General features: G+C 37.0%; 13 protein-coding genes. 5 read left to right on the top strand and 8 right to left on the bottom strand.

The genetic code is table 11. From position 1 onward, the window contains the following. Positions 1-15 precede the first annotated feature (15 nt). Positions 16-495 (bottom strand): DUF7738 domain-containing protein, encoded by a 480-nt coding sequence (locus HW347_RS06195; RefSeq protein WP_214611049.1) that lies wholly within the window; start codon positions 493-495, stop codon positions 16-18. A 182-nt stretch (positions 496-677) separates the two neighbouring features. Here HW347_RS06195 and nrfH point away from each other — a divergent pair, with 182 nt between their 5' ends. The 3 genes from nrfH (at position 678) to ccsA (ending at position 5990) form a co-directional block, all read left to right on the top strand. Beyond that, positions 678-1274 (top strand): cytochrome c nitrite reductase small subunit, encoded by a 597-nt coding sequence (gene nrfH / locus HW347_RS06190; RefSeq protein WP_214611048.1) that lies wholly within the window; start codon positions 678-680, stop codon positions 1272-1274. 11 nt (positions 1275-1285) lie between these two features. Continuing rightward, positions 1286-2779 carry an ammonia-forming cytochrome c nitrite reductase gene (gene nrfA, locus HW347_RS06185; protein ID WP_214611047.1) on the top strand — a complete coding sequence of 498 codons (1494 nt, stop codon included), beginning with the start codon at positions 1286-1288 and terminating at the stop codon, positions 2777-2779. 88 nt (positions 2780-2867) lie between these two features. Continuing rightward, positions 2868-5990 (top strand): cytochrome c biogenesis protein, encoded by a 3123-nt coding sequence (ccsA, locus tag HW347_RS06180; protein WP_225901834.1) that lies wholly within the window; start codon positions 2868-2870, stop codon positions 5988-5990. Positions 5991-6029: 39 nt separating this feature from the next. On the opposite strand, the gene HW347_RS06175 is transcribed toward ccsA, so the two are convergent. The 6 genes from HW347_RS06175 to HW347_RS06150 all read right to left on the bottom strand — a co-directional run bounded on the left by HW347_RS06175 (position 6030) and on the right by HW347_RS06150 (position 16203). Further along, on the bottom strand, positions 6030-9236 hold the full coding sequence (locus HW347_RS06175; protein ID WP_214611046.1) for a chondroitinase family polysaccharide lyase: 3207 nt from the start codon (positions 9234-9236) through the stop codon (positions 6030-6032). Positions 9237-9301: 65 nt separating this feature from the next. Further along, positions 9302-12496, bottom strand: a complete 3195-nt coding sequence (locus HW347_RS06170) for a chondroitinase family polysaccharide lyase (protein WP_214611045.1) — start codon at positions 12494-12496, stop codon at positions 9302-9304. 44 nt (positions 12497-12540) lie between these two features. Beyond that, complete coding sequence (locus HW347_RS06165) at positions 12541-13728, bottom strand: glycoside hydrolase family 88/105 protein (protein ID WP_214611044.1); 1188 nt, start codon at positions 13726-13728, stop codon at positions 12541-12543. A 529-nt stretch (positions 13729-14257) separates the two neighbouring features. Next, positions 14258-14776 (bottom strand): NUDIX domain-containing protein, encoded by a 519-nt coding sequence (locus HW347_RS06160; RefSeq protein ID WP_214611043.1) that lies wholly within the window; start codon positions 14774-14776, stop codon positions 14258-14260. A gap of 149 nt (positions 14777-14925) precedes the next feature. After that, positions 14926-15438, bottom strand: a complete 513-nt coding sequence (locus HW347_RS06155) for a threonine/serine exporter family protein (RefSeq protein ID WP_214611042.1) — start codon at positions 15436-15438, stop codon at positions 14926-14928. A gap of 3 nt (positions 15439-15441) precedes the next feature. Further along, complete coding sequence (locus HW347_RS06150; protein WP_214611041.1) at positions 15442-16203, bottom strand: threonine/serine exporter family protein; 762 nt, start codon at positions 16201-16203, stop codon at positions 15442-15444. A 310-nt stretch (positions 16204-16513) separates the two neighbouring features. Between HW347_RS06150 and HW347_RS06145 the strand changes: the two genes are divergently transcribed. Next, a complete protein-coding gene (locus HW347_RS06145) occupies positions 16514-16957 on the top strand; it encodes a DUF4199 domain-containing protein (protein ID WP_214611040.1) in 444 nt (147 codons plus the stop codon). Positions 16958-17097: 140 nt separating this feature from the next. Next, the gene (locus tag HW347_RS06140; protein WP_214611039.1) at positions 17098-18480 is read left to right on the top strand and encodes an exonuclease domain-containing protein; all 1383 of its coding nucleotides are present in this window, start codon (positions 17098-17100) and stop codon (positions 18478-18480) included. Here HW347_RS06140 and HW347_RS06135 read toward each other — a convergent pair whose 3' ends face one another. Continuing rightward, on the bottom strand, positions 18481-19080 hold the full coding sequence (locus tag HW347_RS06135; protein WP_214611038.1) for a GNAT family N-acetyltransferase: 600 nt from the start codon (positions 19078-19080) through the stop codon (positions 18481-18483). Between the last annotated feature and the right edge of the window lie 15 nt (positions 19081-19095).

Genomic DNA, 19095 nt, shown 5'->3' with positions numbered 1-19095 from the left:
TATAAAAGATGGACGTCAAACACCGGGATTCCATCCAAGTGCAATGGCTACTTGTTTTTTCTCCTTTATAATAGACCGTATCATATAAGGTCTGTCCGTATCTACGCTCTGAATCGTTTCTTGCATAGGTTTACCGTCTATAATGACATCTCCAGTAAAATTTTTCAAGGGTTGGTGACCTAGGCCGTATCTGTTGTCTTCTACCAAAAGGAGCATTAACATTTTCTCAGGATCGGGTGTAGAACAATAGATACCAAGGTCATCCCATAAATACACGTTATTTTTTGTTTGCTTAATAGGCTCAATACGTGATGCCTCTCCAAATAGATTTTTTAGAACTGTGTAGTTAGTAGGGAAACTAATGAGCGTATTATTAAGAAATATCTCCTTAGCATTACATTCTATAGTAACCGTATCACTCTTTTTTTTTCTTTTGCTCGGATCTCTAAAGTCAAATATTCCCATACCATGCAAGATATTTCTTTTTTTGAGCATTGTAGGCAATTTAAAGTTTATTATCAGTAGGTGTTTTCTGATTATTTTATGGTAAAAAATATGATATTGATCATGAAATAGGTGGATTTTTTTTAACTTAATTTTTTGTTAACAAATACTGTAAATCAGGCATGTATAAAGTATTTTTTAATTATTTTCGTGTTTCAAATTAACCGCCAAAATTGAAGGAAACCCCTAACATACTACCCCAAAAAAATTCTGGATGGAGAACTACGGCTGTATTTCTCATTGCTGTATTTATTGGTATAGGCTTGTTCTTGGCTAAAGAAGGAGAGGTTGTTTCTTATTTGTCAGATAACCCAGAGGCATGTGTTAATTGCCATGTTATGACTCCAGTTTATAATGGTTGGATGCATAGTTCACATAGAGAGTGGGCTAATTGCAACGATTGCCATGTACCTCATGATAACGTCGTGAATAAGTATTTCTTCAAAGCAAAAGATGGGTTGTACCATGCAACGATATTTACATTAAGAGCAGAGCCGGACGTCATAAAAATGCAAGAAGCCTCTCAGAAAGTGGTACAGGCAAACTGTATACGTTGTCATATGCAACAAGTTACTCAGACTAAATATGATGGTTGGATAGATAACCATGCCGAGAATAGAACGGATAGACAATGTTGGAGTTGTCATAGGGAAATTCCACACGGAAAAGTTCAAGGTATTTCTACATTACGATACAATATAGCACCATTACCAACCGATCAAGAAGAAGCTGTAATACCTGCTTGGTTAGAAAAAGAAAAGAATAAATAAAGACGAGGAATATGAAAAACAAGGTCTTATTTGTAGTAACTATTATAGCTGTTTTTTTATTAGGGCTATTGGCTTCTAGTATAATCAACAGAAAAAGTGAGGCAAAATACGAGTATGTACCAAAGGTAAATATTGGTGAAAACGAACCTAGGAGTAAAGTTTGGGGAGACAACTATCCCCAAGAATACCAGTCTTGGTTACAAACGGCAGATACTACATTTGCTAGTTTTCAAGGAGGTTCTGCCATGCGAGATGTATTGGAAGAAGACCCAAGGTTAGTGGTGCTTTTTGCCGGTTATGGTTTTTCTAAAGATTACAATCAAGGTAGAGGGCATTCATATGCAGTTGAAGATATTAGAAATAGCTTAAGAACCGGTGGGCCAAAAGGAAAAGGAGATGGACCAATGCCAGCAACATGTTGGACTTGTAAAGGCCCTGACGTACCAAGGTTAATGAGTGAAATAGGCGTAACGGAATTTTACAAAGGTAAATGGGCAGATAAAGGAGAAGAGATCGTAAACCCTATTGGTTGTGCAGATTGTCATGATCCAGGGAATATGAAACTTAAGATTACGCGTCCTGCACTGGTAGAAGCTTTTGATGCTATGGGCAAAGATATTAACCAAGCTACGCACCAAGAAATGCGTTCATTGGTTTGTGCTCAGTGTCACGTTGAATACTATTTCAATAAAAACTTGCCGGGCAAAGAAGGCGTACCATATTTAGTTTTCCCTTGGAAAGATGGGATGGCTGTTGAGGATATGGAGAAGTATTATGATGATATAGCATTTGCAGATTGGACACATAAGATTAGTAAGACGCCAATGTTAAAAGCGCAGCATCCTGGATACGAAACTTTTAAAACGGGAGTACACGCAGATAGGGGAGTTTCCTGTGCAGATTGCCACATGCCTTATAAGAGTGAAGGTGGACAGAAATTTACAGACCACCATGTACAATCTCCTTTAAATAATATGGCCAATGCTTGCCAAGCATGTCACAGAGAAGAGTCGGCCAAGTTAATGGAAAACGTTTACGAGCGTCAGCGCAAGGCAACGGAAAACCGTATAAAACTAGAGGACTTATTGGTTAAAGCACACGTAGAAGCTGGTAAAGCTTGGGAGTTGGGAGCAACGGACGAACAAATGAAACCAATTTTACAAGATATTCGTCACGGACAATGGCGTTGGGATTATTCAGCGGCATCTCATGGTGCATCTTTTCACTCTCCTGTAGAAATTGCTAGAGTAATTGGTGGAGGTTTAGATATTGCTGCGGAAGCAAGAGTTAAACTCGCCCGTCTTTTAGCAGATTTAGGTCATAACAAACCAGTAGATATGCCAGACATTTCTTCAAAAGAAAAAGCACAGAAGTATATTGGTTTGGATATAGAGAAATTAGAAGCTGAAAAGAAAGAATTCAAAGAGAACTTATTACCTAAATGGATGGAAGCTGCTAAAGCTCGTGAAGCTAAAATGGAAACGAAGTCTGTTTCTATGAATTAGGTTTCGCATTCGGATAGATTAAAAACAACTATATAACTTATCCTCATCACTCTTATAGTGTATGAGGATAAGTTTTTTTTAGAGAGATATGAGAAGAAAACTATATAAAATAATTGCTTCACCAATTTTGGCACTACTTCTTTTGTTAACCTTTGGGGTGTCAATGGCTGTTGCTACGTTTGTGGAGAATGATTTTGGTACCGCCACGGCATGGAAAGTAATTTATGATGCCCTATGGTTTGAACTCGTAATGGTGGGGCTATGCATTAGTTTTATTCTAAATATTTTTAAATATAAATTACTGAGAAAAGAGAAGTGGCCAATTCTTCTTTTTCACCTGTCTTTTGTACTCATTATTGTTGGGGCCGGTATTACAAGATATACTTCTTATGGCGGTGTAATGCGTGTTAGAGAGGGTGCTTCTTCAAATATTATTATATCTGACGCCAACTATGTCAAAGCAAAAATATCTGATGGAAAGACTACAAAAGTGGTGCTTCAAAAGTTGAGTTTTTCTCCGTTGACAAATAATGATTTTACTATAGAAACCGATTTCAATTCTAAACCCATAGTAATTAAGTACAACAAGTTTGTTGCCGATGCGCTACCAAAAATAGAAGATGATGTAGAAGGAGGGAAGGCATTATTAGAGCTAGTAGTAACTGCAGGGAACGGTAGGGAAACCGTATTCTTGCAAAAGGGTGAAATTGAGCAAATAGGAGAGCATAAACATTTAGTTGGTTTTGAGGCAGAAGGAGAAGGGGTAATCAATATTGTAGAAAAAGATGGTGCCTTTAAAATGTATACGCCAAGAGATTTAGACTTCTTTATTATGGCCTCTCAAACGGCGGGAAAAATCAAGAAAGACACCTTAATGAATATGACACTTAAGACGTTATATAGAGATGGAGATGCCTCTTTTGTACCAACGGCATATCATCCAAAAGCAAAAATAGAAATTGTTAGTACTTCGGATAGATTAAAGGATAACGACCCTAATAAAGATGATGCATTGTTGGTAGATGTCAATATTGCAGGAGAAACAAAAACTACGAGTTTACTATATAGACAGGGGTTTCTGCCAACAGAACATAAAGCGGAATTTGATGATTTGTCTATTCTACTTTCTTATGGTGCCGAACCTCAGGAAATTCCGTTTTCTATTCAGCTAAATGATTTTCAATTAGAACGGTATCCGGGGTCTACAAGTCCATCTGCATATGCAAGTGAAGTTACAGTTATAGATGAGGGTGTAAAAACGCCTTACCGCATATTCATGAACAACGTGCTAGACCATAAAGGTTATCGTTTTTTCCAAGCCAGTTATGATACGGATGAGAAAGGTACGGTGCTATCTGTAAATCATGATGCCATAGGTACTTGGGTTACCTATTTGGGTTATATATTAATGGGTGTAGGTATGTTCTTTACGCTTTTTGGAAAAGGATCAAGATTTACAGAAGTAAATAAAAAGTTGAACAAACTAAAGAAGAATAAAGCTGCACTTTTAGTAGTCTTGTTCTTGGGTGTTAGTATGATTCAAGCTAGCGCCATACAAGGGCAGGAGAGTGGTCCGGAACAAATTATAGATGTTGACCATGCCGCACTATTTGGTAGGGTTATGGTGCAAGATTTAGATGGTAGAATAAAACCTATAAACACGCTTACATCGGAGTTTTTACGTAAAATTTCTGGTAGGCCTTATTTTCAGCTTACTCAAAATGGAGCAACGGTAAAATTAGATGCTAACCAAACGTTTTTGGCAATGCATGTTTCTGCAAAGTATTGGGAACAAGTTCCGATTATCAAAATTGATAAGAAAAAATTAGGGACGGCATATGAAGATTTAAAGCTAGGTGAAAACGGTCTAATATCCTTTCAGAATTTGTTGGAGGAAACTGGGAAATATATTTTTGTAGAAGATGTTGAAAAAGCGAATCAGAAGAAACCGGCAGAGCGTAATGAATTTGATAAAGAAGTCATCAAAGTAGATGAGCGTTTTAATATCCTTTACAATGTATTTATTGGAAACTATTTAAAAGTGTTTCCTAATAGCCTAGATGAGAATAATACGTGGTTTACCTACACTCATGATTTTAAGGATTTTCCTGAAGAAGACGGGCGTTTTGCAAAAACTATAATTCCGACTTATTTCTCAGATGTGGCCGCTCAGAATTGGGAAGGAGCATCAGAGAAATTGGGATATATTAGTATGTATCAGAATGTCTTGGGTGAGGATATAATCCCTAGTGATAAAAGAATAGCAGCTGAGTTGTGGTACAATGACTTAAACCTGAATTTCTGGCTATTTCAGGTGTTGTTTATATTAGGTTTGCTATTGTTGGTCTTGGCTATGGTAAAGATTTTTACACAAAAGAAAAGTGTAGAATACGTTTGGAATATTTTAATTATTCTAGCCCTTCTTAGTTTCATAGTCTTTGCGGGAAATATTATTCTACGTTGGTACGTGGCGCAACACGCCCCATGGAGTAATGGTTATGAAATGTTGATTTTTGTGGCATGGGTACTTATGCTTTGCGGTTTTCTTGTTTTTAGAAAGTCAGATTTTGCATTACCACTTGCCACCTTATTCTCTGGAGCGTTATTATTTGTGAGTTATTTGGATTGGATAAATCCAGAAATAACCAATCTTATGCCAGTACTAAAATCGTATTGGTTAAAGGTACATGTGGCAACCATTGTAAGTAGTTATGCACCTTTGGCATTATCTGCTGTTTTGGGATTAATGGCGCTTATTTTAATGATTATTAGAACGCCAAAAACTAAAGATATTATAGATTTAAAAATAAAAGAACTTAGCTACATTAATGAATCCTCAATGACCATAGGCTTATTTGTTCTGGCAGTGGGTACATTCTTAGGAGGTGTTTGGGCCAATGAATCTTGGGGACGTTACTGGGCATGGGATCCAAAAGAAACTTGGGCTCTAATTAGTATTATTGTTTATGCCATTGTTTTACATCTACGGTTCATTCCTGCTTTAAGAAATACATATGTGCTTAACGTGGCAAGCATGTTCGCTTTCTGGTCTATAATAATGACCTCTTTTGGAGTTAATTATTACTTATCAGGATTACATAGTTATGCGGCTGGAGATCCAGTGCCAATCCCTCAGTTTGTTTACTTTCTAGCAGCCTTTATGGTTATTATTGCGGTATGGGCGTATTTTAGAAATAGGAGAAAAGTATAATTTTAGGTTTTTGCAAGTGTGAAATTTTACTAGAGAAATTTATTGCTCTAGTAAAACTTCCGCACTCAAGCCATCTTTACAATCAAATTCTATAACCGTTTCTTTTTTGTTGGATGAAATGATTTTAGCTCTTTTGTTAGTAGCGGTTTCCATTTCCTTTATTTGCTCTTTTATTTTCCATTCTCCTTTTAATGTAAGCTGTACTTTGCTTGCACGACTTGGCCAGTAATACCATTCATGTTCATATATAGAGGACTCTATTCGGGTTCCGTCAGGCATTAAATCATCTTGACCGTCGTATATATTTAAGTCAGGGTCGGATACGGCTAGTTTAACTCCGTTAGCCTCTTCTTTTACAACAAATGTAGATGGACGATTTACGGATTTTACCAAGCCAGATTCCAGTTTTGCATGTTCGTCGTATATGGCGTAAGCTGTAGTTGCATGTTTAGGAGAGCTTACAATATGAGCCTTTTCATTATGCTGAATAACTTGGTAAGGTTTGTTTTTACTGGCCATTTCAGTATTAAAACGCTCCATTTTTTTCTCATCGGCATCTATTATAAGTGCGTAGTCATACTCGGCATCTTGAGGAGCAATACCATGATTGAATAACACTGTTGTGAAATCACCATTGGTAGTTCCTTTAGCCTGATACTGAGGGTTCGTTTGGTTTTCACGCTGAATAGTTAACGAACTATTTTTAGGAACCTTGGGAATATAATACCCTGTATTTCTATTATCAATCAGCCAAAATGGTTTCGTCTTGGTCAACGAATTTTTAAAAGGGAATTCGGCTATTGTACCATTACTTGTAACCAGTCCGTTGTCAACTGAAAGTATTTTGTTCTGAAGAATCGTTGTTTCTACAGGATACTCTTTAATTCCGCTTTTGATATTCGAACCCAAGCACACTACAAAATCGTCAAAGAAGAAATAGGATTTCTTACCTGTAAACGATTGTAGTTTGAACATGTCATGACCCTTAAAAGGAAATACAAACACACTATTCCCATCAACAGTCTCTACGCCTCCCACAAAGCTTTGGTCGGAGAAGGGATATTCCCCGCCTTCGTCCCTATGTTGTCCCGGAGAGGTTATTATTTGTTCGTAAGGAGTATAAACGGAGGTAACTCCTGGCCAACGGTGCCAATCGTATCCATCATGCCATGTGCCTTCTTTTGGTGTTGTACTGTCCAAACTTTCCGGGTAGCTAACATCAAGGTATCCGTTGGCAATGAATGTTGGGTAGGCAAAGTAACTTGGTCCCCAACTTTCATACGGATATACATATTTGCTGTGTCCTCTAACCGTTGCCATCCAATCATTGTTTTCTCTTCGTGTACCTACTAATGAATAAGATAACATTCTAGATTTCGGGTAATTATAGGTTTTAAATTCCCCTTTTTGCTCCAGTTTTTCCATCCAATAGGTATCTGTTTGAGTAGGCTTCTCTTTGGCTTCTATTAGTTGCTTATAAAAGCCCGCCATTTTTTCGTCATATTGATCCTCACTCAATGCAATTAGAGCAGGCAAGTTGAAATACTGACTAGGTAATTGATAACTCGAAAATCGGATAGAAGCAAAAGCACGAGGCCCCACAAAATCATCGGTAAACAGGCAGTCAAAAAGTGTTTGAGTTATTTTTTTCATTCTAGCCTGTGCATCTACAGAGGCTTTAAATGGCGAGTGACTTAGCAAATATAAAATAGAAACACCACCGTCAACACCTCTTCCTCCATAGCCTTGGGCGTGGCCAGCGTGGTGAAACGTAACCCCGTCTGGTTTATATATCTCATCTAATCCATTTGCGTAATTGGCTGTTATATTAGAAAAGAAAGAAGAGAAATGTCGTAAGTCACGTACCTTCTCGGGCGAGTTTTTCATGATTAATGCGGAATACAACCGTGGTTTCAATAAACCTTGGGAATCATCTGCATCAGCAGCAACTCTGTCTTTTACTCCATATACTAAATCCTCACGATACACTTGACCAAAACCGTGAAACCACTTCATGATGCCAATTGCTTTCTCCAGTCTATTGTTCTTTTCCAACACATCACGCATCAAATAAAAAGCAGGGCCAACTTCCCTTATTTCATATGAATAATGGTGTATCCATCCAAGACCTACACCAACGTCAAAACCTTGGTCTACACCATAGTCGAATAAATTGATGAACATTTCCTCTAAGCGGACTTTGTCTTGTTCATTTTCTGTAGAACGGTACAGTGAAGCAATTTTCATTAGCGCTTTTGAAAAATGTTCTTTCCAGGTCATGCAGCCTTCATTGAACTTTTTACCTAATCCCATTTCCGCAAAATGCTCGGGATATATGTTGCCTTTCACTAATGGAAGTCCATATATTTTATCGCCATCACGCCTAATTTGGAATTGCTCGTAGAGTTTTACTATACTATGAATCGATTCATCTTTCAGTTCTTCTCGCTGATACGATGGAAGAATAAACTCTTCTGCTTTTTTATCCAAAGCATTAAGAGCTGTTACCATTTCTGGAGTGACCTTTTCTAATTGAAATGAAGGGGTATTATGAGACCACTCGAACAAGCGATGTTCGTATTGGGTTACCAATCGTGTATGGGGTTTGATATAGGGCAATTGAGGATTGGCATTTATGGTCTTAGGATTCATGGGCAACGAAAGACCTATGGCATCAATGTAGTAAGTTCCTTTACCGGTTTTAGGGGATAGAATGGTCATTTTGTCCATATCAGGTCTTGGAATGCCACGCATATCTCCACGGTCATACATTATGCTTACCGTACGCCAACCAACAAAATCTAAGTTATATTCAAACTCACAATCTACTACATCACCACGTCCAAATTGAAAAGTAATACGGCGAGTGCTGGCCTCTTCATTATAAATCCACATAAAAAAGCCACGGGGAAACTCAAGAACGACCTTGTTGTCATAACTGGAGTGGCCGTTCATCAGATATTTGTCCCTTCCGATAGGTTTCAGTTTAGATAGATCACGTTGCTTGTGATAGCCAATAGGCGTATTGAGGATAAGGGCATCATTGCCTTTCCAATCCCATTTCAAGGATTTTTTGCCGTGCTTCATACGCAAGGAGTCAATACTTAATTGGCCTCCGAGCGCCGAAAGTTCCGGGGGAATACCTTCTTCAAAGCTTTCCATCAGTTTTTTGGGTTGATATTCGTCTTGAGCATTAATCGTAATGGATAATAACAATGCGATTAAGAAAAACAATATTTTATTCATTATAAGAGACTTTTAATAGTGTTAGATTTTTGCCATTTTAAAGTAGGTAGATGGTGTTGAACTATTTATTTAATCAAGAATATTTCAGCACTTAACCCATCTCGGCATTCAAACTCAACTACTGTTTCATTTTTGTTGGAAGAAATCACCTTCGCTTTTTTGTTAACCACCGTTTCAATTTCGGCTATCTGGTTTTTTATTTTCCACAGGCCTTTTAATGTAATCTGAACAGTAGTAGGGCGTGTAGGCCAATAAAACCATTCACGTCCATAGATGGCTAATTCTACGCGTGAGCCATCTGGTAACCTATCATCTTGACCTTCGTAAATATTAAAGTCGGGATCTGAGAGCGCCAGTTTTATGCCTTCAGCTTCTTCTTTTACTAAAAATGTCGCAGGACGACTAACCTTCGTAACTGTTCCTTTTTTGAGGATTACACTTTCATCGTAAATAGCATACGCTGTAGATTTAAGTTTTGGCGCTTTTACAATATGTGCTTTTTCGTTTTGTTGAAGTATTTCGTATGGTTTCTCCTTACTATTCATTGCCATAGCAAAGGCGTCCATTTTCTGGGAATCAGAGTCCGCCATGATGGCATAGCTATAACTAATATCTTGGGGTGCTTTACCATGATTAAACCAAACTGTAGTGAAATTCCCTTTCACATCTTCACGCCCATGTGCATCAGGATTTACCTGTTCTTTACGCTGAAAATTTAGGGTAGTGTTTTTAGGAACAGAGGGAATGTAGTATCCCGTATTTCTATTATCTACCATCCAAAAAGGTTTGGTAGAATTCAATGTCTTTTCGTAGGGAAATGCAGAAATATTCTCTGTGCTTAAAGCTAAAGGTGTACTTCCCTTTATTTCATTTTGTAGAATGGTCGTTTCAACATCATATTCGTCTAAATCACTTTTAATATTAGTTCCTAGGCAAACCACATAATCGTCAAAGAAAAAATAAGATTTCTTACCTGAAAATGACTGAATATTAAAAGCGTCATGTCCTTTAAAAGGGAAAACAAAAACACCATTTCCTTCTTGTGAAGAAACACCTCCAACAAATGGTTGGTCAGAAAACAAATACTCTCCGCCTTCATCTTTTATTTGACCAGGATTGGTAATCATTTTATCATACGGTAGACGAACACTTGTGGCTCCTGGCCAACGGTGCCAGTCGTACCCATTTATCCAAACACCATCTTTTGGACTAGTACTTCCAAGGTCATCCCAATACGTAACATCTAAAAAACCGTTAGCAATAAACAAGGAATACGCAAAATAGCTAGGTCCCCAACTTTCAAAAGGATATACGTATTTGCTATGCCCACGTACGGTAGTCATCCATTTATTTTCATTACGCTTTACCCCAAGACTGGAATAGGACATTATCTGTAGTTTGGGTTGCTCAAAACTCTTTCTTTCTACGGATGCCTTATTCAATTTATTGGTCCAATAAGAATCCATTGGGTCGGGTTTTTTCCGTAGCGAGATTAGCCAATCGTATAAATTTGCCAATTCTGGGTCAAATGTGCTGCCGGAAAGTGCTGCTAAAGCAGGAAGATTGTAAAAATGCTCCGGTACGGTATATGGGCTAAAACGAATGTTATCAAAAGCTCTTGGGTTTTTAAGTTCTGGTGTAAACACACAGTTAAAATAAGTTTGGATAGCCTTTTTTATACGTCCTACAGATTCATCCTTCATATTAAAAGGCGAATCTGCCAAAAGGTAGGCCACAGATATTAACCCATGTGCCCCACGGCCGCCATATCCCAAGGTATGGCCTGCATGACGACAAACCGTGCCATCTGCTTTTAAAATTTCGTCTAAAGCACCTGCATAAGCTGTTGAAACATTAGATAAATAAGAAGAATAATGACGAAGATCGCGCACTTTTTCTTGTGAGTTCTCCATAATCAACGCGCTCAGCAATCTAGGGCGAATTAAACCTTGAGCATCATCTGCATCATTTCCAACCCGGCCTTTGACCATATAAGCCATATCTTCCCTGTAGACTTGGTTGAAACTGTACATCCACTTCATTAGGTCCGTAATCTCTTCAAGACGATTATTTTGCTCTAATACATTCCGCATTAAAAAGAAAGCTGGCGCATGTTCGCGAACTTCATAGGAATAATGATGAATCCATCCTAACCCTGCACCTTTGGCAAATCCTTGGTCAATACCATAATCTACTAAATCCAAAAACATTTTCTCTAGAGTAGCTTTATCTTGGGGAGTTGTAATGGATTGATATCGCTTGGATATACCCAACAATAACTGGCCATATTCCTTCCAATCAAAAACACCTTCCTTGTTTTTCATTCCGCTGTCCGCAAAATCACCCTTTATCAAGTTTCCTTTTATTAAAGGTTTACCATAAATTTCGTCGGCTTCCCTAACAATTCCATAGGCGTCGTACTTCTTCACTAAATCAGAAATGGGCTTTTTTTGTAATAGCTCTCGCTCATATGAGGGGAGAATGAACTCATCAGCTTTTACAGCCATATCATCCATTGCTTTAACTAGTTCAGGATTTAGCTCTTCTAACTGAAAATTAGGTCTGAATTTGCTGAACTCATAAATCAGTGATGCATAATTGGTAGACTTTCTGTTATGGGGCTGTATGTGTGGCAACTGAGGATTAGGGCTCTTGGTACGCGCGAACATTTGCATGGATGTATTGATTACATCAATATAAAAAGCGCCTGAACCTATTGCTGGGGCAACAATCTTTAGTTTGTTCATGTCCTCTTGTGGAACACCTTTCATATCACCACGGTCGTAGTGAATATAGACTGTTCTCCACCCTTTAAAGTCTAAGTTATAGTCAAAATGGGTGTCAACTTTATTACCTCGCCCAAATTGAAAAATGAGACTTTGATTACGGGGAATCTCGTTATAAATCCACATAAAGAAACCTCTTGGAGCCTCTAAAATTATTTTGGTAGAGTTGGTGTTGGAGTGCACATTTTTAAGTTGGTCCTTATCATACCCTAAAGTATTGATAGGCCTTTGAGGATGAAAGCCTATAGGGGTATTGAAAATTAGAGTATCGTTCGGAACCCAATTCCATTTTAAAGAATTTTTACCATCTTTTACGCGTTTGGAGTCCAATTCTAGTTTGCCTCCTGTGGCGGATATTCCATTGGGAATGCCCTGTTCAAAATCTTCATAGGTAGAAGCTGGTTGGGTGGAACCTTGTGAAAACAGGGAGTGGCTCAATACAAGGGTAAGAAGTAATAAAAAGAGATTTTTCATATAGAACTATTGTTGCACCTAGTTACTATTGGTACGGTTTATTGTTATTCAAATAATTCATGCATTTGTTTCCCAGCAAGAAGGAAGGCACCACAACCATATTCTACGGTGTCATTTTCACTGAGCGCAAATGGGCTAGACCCTACTTTTTGAACATATCCGATTTTTCCATCGGCGTTTATGCACTTCACAAGTCCGCTCCATGCTTTTTTTACATGAGGTAGGTACACTTCTTTATCTAATACTCCATTGTTTACGCCCCATGCCATGGCATAACAAAAGAAAGCGCTGGCACTAAATTCCTTAACCGGGTATTGCTCAACATCTAAAAGGGAAGTACGCCACATACCATCTTCACCCTGTAGCGAGGCAATTTCCTCCATCATCTCTAGGTATAACTGCTTGTATTTTTTTCGGCTATGGAAATCTCCAGGAGTGTAAGTAAGCATATCCACTAGGCCTCCAACGACCCAACCGTTACCTCTTCCCCAAAATACTTTCTTACCGTTTTCGGTTTTTAGAACATCTCCTTCTTTATTCCATTTAAATCGGTCATCACGATAAAACAAATGGTCCTCTTTACTGTACAAGTGGTCATAGGTATCCCAAAACCGCACATCCATTTCATTTAAATATTTTCTTTTGCCAGAGGAGGTGTATAATTTTAACCATGCAGGAGGTGCCATAAATAAGGCATCTGCCCAAGACCAGTTAGTGTCTCCGTTCCACCCAACAACAGGTCCTCTTTTAGGATTATCGATGATGTAATCTACTCGCTTATACATATCTTCCAATACTTTAGGGTCTCTGTTTACTAGAAAAATATCAGTATACACACGGCCTATAGCAAATTCATCTGCATGTCTTTGGCGTTCTCCCAATTTGTAGTCTACCTCTTGACACAACCCATCAACATAATTAAAAATCTCTTGGTCTTTGGTAAGGTCGTAATAAGACATCATGCCCGATAAAAAAGTTGCTCTTACCCAATTATGTGTGGTTAGCGGTTCAATAATACCGCCGGGGATATACATGACATGGGGTAGGTTATTGATTTGCCAAGTGGAGGTTAAATCCATCAACTCTAAAACACCTTTCTGAGACATAGGGTCTATATCCTGTATTGCGGTGTTACTTTTTGAAACCTGGCTAGGCGTAATTACGGAAGAGTTACTATTGCACCCCCATAGGACAATGCAAATTAGGGAACATATTGTTTTGTGTATTTTCATTTAAAAGTGATTTTATTTAGGTATTATTCTAAGAAAAATGGAATGGGTTTATATGGCTAATAATTGACTTCAACACTGTTTTTTTAAAGAGTAATAGCTGTTTCAAATTCAATTAATAAATGGGCTTGTTTAACACTCATCCATAAATTTATAATCTTGAAATTGGTGTTTCTAACTCTAGTCTAAAAATATGATGAGAATACAAGAATAGGGAGGGGGTAATAGTTTGAAAAGAGGGGGGTAATCACGCTCAGGTGTCTGTAAAAAGGCCTTACAGGCCTATTTGAAGTCAGTACGGTTTTAAATAAAACAATTACTATGCTAGAAGTAGCAGGCGGAAACCAATCAAACTCAGATTGTTTTTTGAAGATTTAAATCAGCAATATAATTCTTATGGTTTAGTGAAAACCTAAATATCTTGCGGAACTAATGGCTCTTTTCATTAGTGTAATTATAGGTGTTTTGTTGGAGTTATTTTAATCTCAATCTACCATTGAAGCGATTAAAAAAAAAATAATAGAATAAGCTCTTAATCGATACTTTCAGCGATAAGCTTTAACAGAAAAGTTTCTCGTTCAATAGACATTCCTTTTTTATCACTTGTGGCCATTGTTTCTGTATTGTGTTTTATGGCTTCGTGGATATTGATCCATTTGGCTTTCATCCCATTTTTTGTTTCGTATTGCTCCATATTTGGAATGCCCAGTTCTTTGCTAATATCGCATGTGTAGCAATAAGAAATCATATGTTGAACGTCAAAACCGGGCTTGTGCCAAGGTCTGTATTCTTCATATACGCCAAAGGGCTTAATGTTTCTAATATTTTGCGCTCCAGTCTCTTCACTAAGTTCTCGCATCATTCCTTCAATTTTATCTTCTCCAGAATCTAGACCTCCGCCTGGAAGGCTATAATCTTCGTATCGTTCAGTGTAGAGTAGGAGAATGGTATTTCCTTGAATTGCGATACTCCTTGTAGCTAACCTCGTGAAAATAGATTTATTCTCTAACGTTTTTACTTCAGGATGGTAATGGGTTTTCAAATTTTGCATTCAGAAATTCAAATTTTTAAATTGAAAATAATAAGGAGGGCTACTTCTTGTACGTCGTCTTTTAGCGGAGTCAAAGCTATACCTATTTTTACATTCTTTAAGTACGGCTTAAGTATGATTTCCTAGCTTTTAGGATATGGGCAAAATCTTCATTTTACAACACCTTTTTTTGCTTCCCTTTTTCGTAAATAATGCATTGAACTTTTTCTAAAAATGAGGTAAGGGAAACTTATTCCAATGGCCAAAACGCATAATATGAATATGGCTTTTATCCCATTAGAATAGGTATATGAAAGTAATTTAACAAACTCATGTTCACTAAATTCTTTGCTACCAGCAAGTTCCACAAAACCAATCATCATGCGGTACAAAAAGAGACCGGGTATCATTGGAATTACAGATGGAATAGCAATAGTTAATGGTGGTTTTTTAATGTAAAGGGCTAAAAAATAGCTAGAAAACCCAACCATTATAGCACCAAAAAAAGAGGCAATAATAATGTTAAAATTGAAAAAGAGTAACCCTGTCTTTATAAAAACACCTGTGGCACCAAGAAAAAATATTGTTGCTAGTGAAGAACGATTTGCATTAAGCAAAACAGCAAAGCCAATGGCAGCAACTCCTCCGGCAAAAGCTTTTAATATAAGATGAATATAGTCCATGTTTTAGAAGTTGAAAATTACAATTGAACAAATCATTCCTATGGCAATCATAATAGAAAATATTAATCCATTGGTAAGCCGTATTATTCCGTTTAACAAGTTTCCATCTATAAAATCGATAAAGGAGTTGATTAAAGGAACACCCGGAATAAGAAATAAAACCGAAGTGGCAAATCCTTGTTCTAAGCCTCCTTCTGGAAAGAAATGTCTGAAAGTGCCTGCTATCATCGTTGCTGTAAATGCTGCCAGGAATACACACAAGTTTGGATTTAAATGAATACGGGTTGTTTCTTGCTTAACAAAAAGCCCAATAAAGGTAGCAGCAAAACAAACGGCCATTGAAAAGAGGTTTCCATCAGAAAGGAAACAAAACCCCGCACCCGCCAACGAAACTGCACTTAAAATAACTAGCCGATTATATGAAGGTGTTTTTTCTAGCTTATCAAGCTCACTGCTAATTCGGTCTAATTCCCATTTATCATTTTCAATACTCATACCTATTAGGCTGATTCCTGAAACGATTTTAAAATTAACTCCTATAGGTATAGTCCGTTTTATATTATTGAAAACAGGTTCTTCTTGGTTGTTTAGTAACGTTAATATAATTGCTCTATGCGTAATGAGTGCATCGGCATTCATGTCGTAAGCGTTGGCAATTCTGTGCAAAATAATTCTTATGCGAGCGGTACAAGCACCTGAACTTTGCAACATTGAACTGATTCTTAGTAGAATCATTCCAATTTTCTGAATTTCATTATTTTCCAACTTTTTCGTTTTGGTAAAAGTAACTATATACCAACAAATTTTGAATTGAAATGCTTAGGAATGCTGAGTCTAAAAAAGGTTATGATATAAGTAGCGCACAAGTAAAAATTAAAACTGATGTGATGGGGACGCTAGATTCTTTGTATAATCTAATAGTGTAATTGTTGCAGAGTAAGGTTTAAAATGGCTTTTGACCACTACAAAATAATAATGTTTAACGTTTTTGAATAAATATTAAACATTATTCCGTTTATGTTAGCTGTCTTATATGGTATTTCGGTATTTTTAGAGTAAATCTAATCTAAAAGACATGAAAAATTTAAGCTTACCTATCCGTTTTGGTCTTGCTACAAGCGGATCACTAGTTGCCTACTTTTTAGTTTTATCGTTGTTTAATCTTCATACCAATGTTTTCTATAGTTTGTTTAATGGAGTTATTACAGGATTTGGAATTTATGAAGCTATAAAGTATAGGCGTTTAGAGGAGGGTAGAAATTTTAATTATGGTAAAGGGTTTACCACAGGTATAGTTACTGGGTTTATGGCCTCACTTATTTTTACTATATTTTTCGCATTTTATGCAACTGAAATAAATGAGGGTTTCTTAACTGCGCTTTCTGAAAAGTGGTTTAAAAACCTAAGCTTTGAAGGCATTGTATTCTTTACTGTAGCGATTATGGGATTCGCCACCTCTCTTGTACTAACACTCTCTTTTATGCAACTTTTTAAAACCTCTAGAAATTTTAAGAAATAGAGGTTTTAACAAAAATGGGTTTTGTTTTACGTGCAATTCTAATGGCATTATAAAAACAATAAAGCATATGAAATATGGAATATATCCAATGTGCCGGAATATTTCCTAATTTTGTGTATTCCAAAAATTTATAAGAAACAATGTCTCATCAGTCCTATGCCATCGTTGCCGTAAATACGGTAGCAGTTACAGAACATTTTCATCGGCTTATAGAAATCTGTGTTATACGGATTACTAACCAAATGGAAGTGGAGCGGTTCACAAGCTTACTAAATCCACAAATGCATATTGGTACTGAATTAACCGAGGTTACTGGTTTGGATAATGAGACTGTTCAGTTTGAGCCTGTTTTTCGTGAAATAGCAGAAGAAATATTACGTCTTCTTGAAGGGACTATTTTAGTCTCTTTTTCGGATTTGGCTTATAGGGTTCTAAGAAGCGAGTTTAAGAAAATTGGATATAAGTTTGTACACCCCACCTTATATATTTCTAAACTAATAAATGAGCGCTTTCCGGAAGAATCAATGGATTTAAGGGGGCTATCCGAACATTTTAGTATTCCAGTCAATGATTTAAACCGTTGTGACGGTATGGCCACATGGACCGCAGCATGGTTAGATAAATTGGTTTTAAATAGTAATCAAAATGAAAATCATGCGGTAGAATATTATGACAGAAGAATGCTGTATCAACAGCGTGAAAGAGAACTTAATTCTTTAGAACGAAAACCTGGGGTCTATTACTTTAAGGATAGTAATGACGCAATCATTTACGTGGGTAAGGCCGTAAGATTAAGAGATAGGGTTAAAAGTCATTTTAACAGCAAATTGGAGCGGGAGTATACTCTTTGCGAAGAAACGGCGGATATAGATTTTGTTTACACGGGTAGTAATCTAATAGCAGAACTATTAGAATCTGATGAGATAAATCTACATCATCCTAAGTATAATATAGCCCAAAAGAAACCTACCGCGCCATTCATTATTGCTTCTAAGGAAAATAAAAAGGGCTATCTGCAACTTTCTATTGTTCGAAAGGATTTTCCGGATTCTGTTAACGAGGTATATTATAATAGAAATTCTGTTGCGGAAAAACTCATGGAGGTTTGCAAGGAATATAACCTTTGCCCAAAATTTTCTGGATTCCATAGAATTCAGGGTAAATGCAACCATGAAAAGATATCAGATTGCCCCTCTGCTTGCATGGGAGAGGAGGACCCTGAAAATTATAATGCTAGAGTAAAAACAGCATTGAAATTTCTAGAATCCAATCTCAATAATTTCGCAATTAAGTTGAAAGGACGAAAAGAGGGGGAAATGGGTTTTGTATTAGTCCGTGACGGTGTCTATGCAGGATTTGGTTTTGTGGGAATGAATGATCAAATAGCCTCTCCGGAAGATTTTGAAAATTACCTTGTCCATAAAACGCACTCTTATCATACTACTCGTATAATTGATACGTTTATCAGGAAGCCACAGAACAAGTCAAAAATTATATATCTAGATAGTGATGTATTGGTTTAACTAATAGATTAAAAATTCAGGAAAAACTTCATCTTTGAGTGTATTCCATTCTTCTTTTATGATGCTGTAATACACATCAGTCCTGCTTTCTCCATTTGCAGCCACGTAGTTATTTCTAAAAACACCCTCTTTCTGAGCACCTAGATTTTCTATTGCTTTTTGAGACCTTAGGTTATCTCTATCTGTACTAAATTGTATTCTTTTAAATCCAATCGTTTCAAAACCAAACTTCAATAATTCATACTTGCAGGCTTTGTTTAACCCTGTACCTTGAAAATCTGTTCCATACCAAGTCCAGCCAATTTCACATTTTTTACTTGCGGCATTTACGTTTCCGAATCTTGTGCAACCAGCAACTTTATTAGTTTCCTTGTCTATAATTAAAAAAGGATAACAAAGACGGTTGTTTTTGTCTTTAATCGTTTTTGCGATATAGTTTTTTAGCCCTTGTTCATTATTCACGCTCATGCCCATGAACTCCCAAATTTCTTTATCAAAGATGATATCTTTGAGTTCTTCATTTCTTGGATTATCAAAAGGGAGAAGCAACACTCTATCGTTTTCAAGTTGAATGTCTGATTTTAGAATTTTTACTTTCATTTTTTAAGCTTGTTG

The sequence above is a fragment of the Zobellia barbeyronii genome (assembly GCF_018603515.1).
Classification (GTDB): Bacteria; Bacteroidota; Bacteroidia; order Flavobacteriales; family Flavobacteriaceae; genus Zobellia; species Zobellia barbeyronii.
Note: the sequence above shows the minus strand (reverse complement) of the source record. Positions and strands in the feature narration are given on the sequence as shown.